The 4,822-nt window shown below is 36.4% G+C and carries 6 protein-coding genes; 3 read left to right on the top strand and 3 right to left on the bottom strand.

Going from position 1 to position 4,822, the window contains the following annotated elements; all coding sequences use genetic code 11:
* The first annotated feature begins 167 nt into the window (after window positions 1–167).
* Window positions 168–572 (top strand): AAA family ATPase, encoded by a 405-nt coding sequence (locus tag PN450_RS14925; RefSeq protein WP_271836786.1) that lies wholly within the window; start codon window positions 168–170, stop codon window positions 570–572.
* The gene (locus PN450_RS14920; protein WP_271836785.1) at window positions 569–1,300 is read left to right on the top strand and encodes a hypothetical protein; all 732 of its coding nucleotides are present in this window, start codon (window positions 569–571) and stop codon (window positions 1,298–1,300) included. Before PN450_RS14925 ends, PN450_RS14920 begins: the two co-directional genes overlap by 4 nt.
* An 89-nt stretch (window positions 1,301–1,389) precedes the next feature.
* Here the strand turns inward: PN450_RS14920 and PN450_RS14915 are convergent, their stop codons facing one another.
* Window positions 1,390–1,740, bottom strand: coding sequence for a YkgJ family cysteine cluster protein (locus PN450_RS14915; RefSeq protein ID WP_213712391.1), 351 nt, complete (start codon window positions 1,738–1,740; stop codon window positions 1,390–1,392).
* Between the two features lie 166 nt (window positions 1,741–1,906).
* Here PN450_RS14915 and psb30 point away from each other — a divergent pair, with 166 nt between their 5' ends.
* Window positions 1,907–2,026 carry a photosystem II reaction center protein Ycf12/Psb30 gene (psb30, locus tag PN450_RS14910; RefSeq protein WP_028084264.1) on the top strand — a complete coding sequence of 40 codons (120 nt, stop codon included), beginning with the start codon at window positions 1,907–1,909 and terminating at the stop codon, window positions 2,024–2,026.
* A gap of 112 nt (window positions 2,027–2,138) precedes the next feature.
* Here the strand turns inward: psb30 and recJ are convergent, their stop codons facing one another.
* Together recJ and PN450_RS14900 are read right to left on the bottom strand one after the other, a co-directional pair.
* Window positions 2,139–4,184: a single-stranded-DNA-specific exonuclease RecJ gene (recJ, locus tag PN450_RS14905; protein ID WP_271836784.1), complete on the bottom strand. Its 2,046-nt coding sequence runs from the start codon at window positions 4,182–4,184 to the stop codon at window positions 2,139–2,141.
* Window positions 4,185–4,255: 71 nt separating this feature from the next.
* On the bottom strand, window positions 4,256–4,822 hold a 567-nt coding region (locus tag PN450_RS14900; protein ID WP_271836783.1), incomplete at its 5' end, for an RNA-guided endonuclease InsQ/TnpB family protein.

Raw genomic sequence — 4,822 nt, 5'->3', positions numbered from 1 at the left:
GTAGAACGGCTTGAATAATTCAAAGTTTGTAGTGAGGAATTTATTCCTCATTTGAGGGCTGAAGCCCTTACTACGAAATCATCTCCAGATTTTTTACATTACTTAATCTACTTTGATTTATTTTCGTCTACTTACTTAGTGAGAAATGCTTAAATGGTGATAATGTTTTGATATTCTTTGAAATTGAAGAAGTTGGTTTAGAGTGGATTCCTCAAAAGCAAATTTCATCAGGTATGTTTCGTACTTTAATTTTTTTAGTTCAAGTAATTTCCGCTCCTAAAGAATCAGTAATTTTAATTGATGAATTTGAAAATAGTTTAGGAATTAATTGTATGCCAGATTTAACAGACTTCATCCTTGATAAATCCTCAGATATACAGTTTATACTTACTAGCCATCATCCATATATTATCAATAATATTCCTTGGAAAACTTGGCAAATAGTTAGTAAATCTGGAAATAAAGTCAAAGTTAGAAAAGCTTCTGATATTCCAGCACTTGATACAGCTTCTAGCTTAGATAAGTTTACTCAATTAATTAATTTACTTGATAGTGAGGAATTTTCTGCGTGAATCTTTTATTTTTAGTAGAGGGGGGCAAGACTGAACCAAAAGTATATAAAGCATGGTTACAACATTTATTTCCTAGCTTAACTTTTGTTGTTAGACCTGAAGATATGACAATGAATACTTGTCGAATTATTGCAGGTAATGGCTATCCGAGTATGGTTGATAGACAGAATAACAATTCAGAAGTTTCTCGACTGGAAGCTTGTCTAATTGATATAGAAAAATTCGGTAATGTCAACCATTTTTTTATATGTATTGACTTTGAAGAACATTCTTATACTGCTCGTTTTCATGAACTTAAATCTAAACTTGATGCACTCAAATCTGGCTACAATATAGATAGTTCAAAAACAGAGATTCATATAATAATTCAGCATTGCTGTTTTGAAACATGGGCATTAGGTAATGCAGAAATTCCTAACGAATATCCTTTAATTAAAAGTTCCACAATTTTATCAGATTTTAAAACATATTACGATGTTTTAGTCAATGATCCTGAAGAAATGTCCTGCTGTCCAACTGGACGTACTTTTAGCACGAAAGCGCGATTTCATAAACACTATCTACAAGAATATCTCGGACAGTTTGGTTTGTTTTATAGCAAGAAAAATCCAAAAGTTGTAGCGGATAAAAAGTATCTAGATGCGTTAAAAAAGCGATGTGAATCAATGAATCATTTATCTAGCTTGAAATTATTGTTAGATATATGGGATAGCATAGAAACTTTGTAAGCAGTAGCACAATTTAGGTACATATATTTGAATCTCCCATTGATTACTGCGCTCAAAAACACAATGAGAGAATACCTATATGAATTAAATTAAAAACCCACGGCTTGATCAAAGCGGATAAGTTCCAAACTGCGATCGCCATAAACCCCCTCAATTTGCTGATGACAGCAATCAATCGCAAAATCGTTCACATCTTCCGCTTCAATCCCATACATCTCCTCAAAAGTCTCTGCTTCTACACGACAGAACCAAGGACGGGTAGAATAGATTTTACATTCTCGCGTACCATGATCATAATTTACGCACCATCCTCCCTCACCGACCATACTGAGATAAAGTTCTAAATCAGGTGGTGAAAGATACTCTTCTATATCTGGACGATCCGCTGGTGTCAGGTTACAACAAGCCCCACACTGAGCTATACATTGCCAAGTAGCCATATTTTTAACCTTCTAGTATTCCTGCTATTCTACTTTTTTATGACTTTTCTTATAATTTTGTGAAGTAAATTAAATTTTAGATCCCCTAAACAGATATGATAAGTTGCGGGTTTTGTCATGGAATTATTAAATCTTTTTAAACCATTAAAATCATTGGGAGGAAAAAATGGACATTTTAGCTAACATCAATTGGGAAGTCGTCTTGCAGTTAACTTGCGTGGGACTAATTGTGATTTCAGGACCCATAGTCATCTTCGTTCTAGCATTTCGCAACGGCAACCTGTAAATTGGGTAATTGGTAATTGGTAATTGGTAATTGGTAATGCTTTGTCTAATCACCAATTACCCGTTGGAGATAATAGAATCTTAAATTACCCATTTAAGAGAGTTTTTAATCTTTAATTCTGCACAGAGGTAGACAAAGCCTGAATTGCATTTTGCACAATTCCCTCATATATGGGTTGAGATATATTTACCTGTTCAGCATTTTCGCGGTTGAAACCCAACAAACCAAATTTATCTTCTGGTCGCATGACTAAAACTTTACCTTCAGAATTTTTAACTCTTAATTCTCTACTTATACCATTTTCATAGATTCCGCAGGTATATTGACGCTGTTTATATTCAAAACTAGCCCGTGATAGATTTGGTGAATTAGTGAAAAGTTCAACAACGTGATTTGGGAGTTTTGCACCTACTAACTCCATTTCAATGGTAGTTTTGCCATTAAAGTTATTTTCACGCAGTTTGTAAGCAATATCCAATCTTGATGGTAAGGGAAAATAATCACCCCAACGCCATGCTATGCCTTTAATTTCTTGACGCTGATTGTCTATAGTTTGGGATACAGTTAATTTAATGTGACCTTTCCCAACTATTTTCTGTTCAATCACTTGGACATTAGCAGTCCAAAAAATTGGATCTGAGTTATCAATACCGCAGGGGTGAAGAATATTTAACTGCTGAAAAATATCCTGGTTAATTTCGTGAATATTAACTTGAGTATCTATTTTCAACAGCGGTTTAAGGTGTTGAAGTTCCAAACACTGATTTGCAAATGCAGATAAACGCAACCGCAATTCTGGTAAATTCTCCGCTGGTAAAGAAAATCCTCCCGCAGCTTTGTGTCCCCCAAATTTACTTAATAAATCCCGACTAGCATCTAAAGCTGCAAATACATGAAATTCAGGAATTCCTCGCGCTGAACCCCGAATTATGGTTTCATTTTCGTAAGTTCCAATAAATACAGGAACACCATAACGTTCTAGTAAGCGAGAAGCAACAATCCCAATAACACCATGATGCCAATTATCTTTGATAACAACTAATACGCGGTCTTTTTGTAAAGAGTTTATATATAAATCTTCAACAATGGTAATGGCTTCTTTTTCAATTTCCTCGCACATTTGTTGACGTTGAGTATTAGTTTGTTCACATTGGATAGCTTTGGCTAGTGCAATACTAAAATCATCAGTTGTGAGTAAATCAATGACAATTTGTGGATCACCAATTCTGCCGATAGCATTAATTCGTGGTCCCAATCGAAAACCAATATCTTCGGGTTTTAAAGATTTAGAAGTTTGATTTTTTTCTCCTTCGCTGGCTTGAACTCCGGCAATTTGAATTAATGCTTGTATCCCTGGTAAATTAGATTTTGGTAATAACTTTAAACCCCGTTTTACCCAGCGACGATTCACACCGGTTAAAGGGGCTAAATCGGCAATAGTTCCCAAGGTAAATAAAGCTAACAGTGGCTGCACTAAACCTTTGATTTCTCCTAATTGTTGGGCTAAACAAACGGCTAAAATGTAAGCCACACCCACACCAGCCACACCCCGATAGGGAGAAGATTCAGCTATTAGTTTCGGGTTGAGAATCGCGTTAGCTGGAGGTAATATTTGGGGAACATCATGATGATCTGTGATAATAACTTTTAAACCCAGTTCTCTGGCTCTAGTAATTGGTTCAACCGCAGAAATTCCATTATCCACCGTCAGAATTAGTTTCACCCCTTCATCATGAAACTCTTCGACAATCCGGTTATTAATCCCATAACCATCGTGCATTCGACTAGGAATAGCATAATCAACATCAGCGCCCAAAGCCCTAAGACTTCTCAGCAGTACTGCAGTACTGGTCATACCATCAGCATCATAGTCTCCACAGATAGCTATCTTCTCTTTATTGGCGATCGCTAATTCCAATAATTCCACACTCGCAGCTAAATCAGGGAATTCTTCGAGAGGAGAAGGTAAAATCAGAGATTCGGGATCTAAAAATATCTTGGCATCTTCTGGGGTTTCCATGCCCCGATTAATTAATAATTGGCTGATAATTGGGGAGATATTTGTTAAATTCGCTAATATTAAACTAGCTTCTGGATTTTTTGCTGCAATTTGCCAACGTTGATTGGGTAAGCGTTTGGAAGATTTGTCATTGGTCATAGAAGAGTTAAAAGTCTATTTAATAGAGATACACAAATAACTGGAATTTGTGATCAATGAACTACCCCATCTTACTTCGTTGAAGATGGGGTTTCTACATCCCCATGAGTAAGTTGAGATTTTTGACGCTTCGCACGACCCAGTTGCTTCATACTTCCAGCATTCTTGCGTTTGCTGGTGTTTGAAGTAGAGCTAGAATCATCCACGTCTGAGAGGCTAGTTCCTAACCCCTGTAGATTATTTGAGTACCAAAGTAGCATTACTTCTGCGGCGGCGATATCACGCTGTTGGGTATACCCGCAGTTATGGCAAACATGAGTCCGTTGGTCTAAAGTTTTCTTTTCTTGATGCCCACATTTTGGACAGGTTTGAGATGGTTTTACCTTCTTTGTAGGAACTTCTACAAACAAGCCACCAATGTCTGATAATTTCGCTTTTAGAGCGTCCCTTATCATCCCCATTCCCACATCAAGAATTGATTTATTTAGTCCTGCCTTTTGTTTTTTACGTTTACCTTTCTTAGCTTTGGCACTCATTTTTTTGACTTCTAATTTTTCAGTAACTACCGTGCTATTACCGCTGATTATTCGTGTAGTTTCTTGGTGAACAAAGTTCTGTCTTTGGTTAGCAACTTTTCT

The sequence above is a fragment of the Dolichospermum lemmermannii CS-548 genome (assembly GCF_028330815.1).
GTDB classification, from domain to species: Bacteria; Cyanobacteriota; Cyanobacteriia; order Cyanobacteriales; family Nostocaceae; genus Dolichospermum; species Dolichospermum lemmermannii.
The sequence above is the reverse complement of the archived record's forward strand: the minus strand, read 5'-3'. Positions and strand labels throughout refer to the sequence as shown.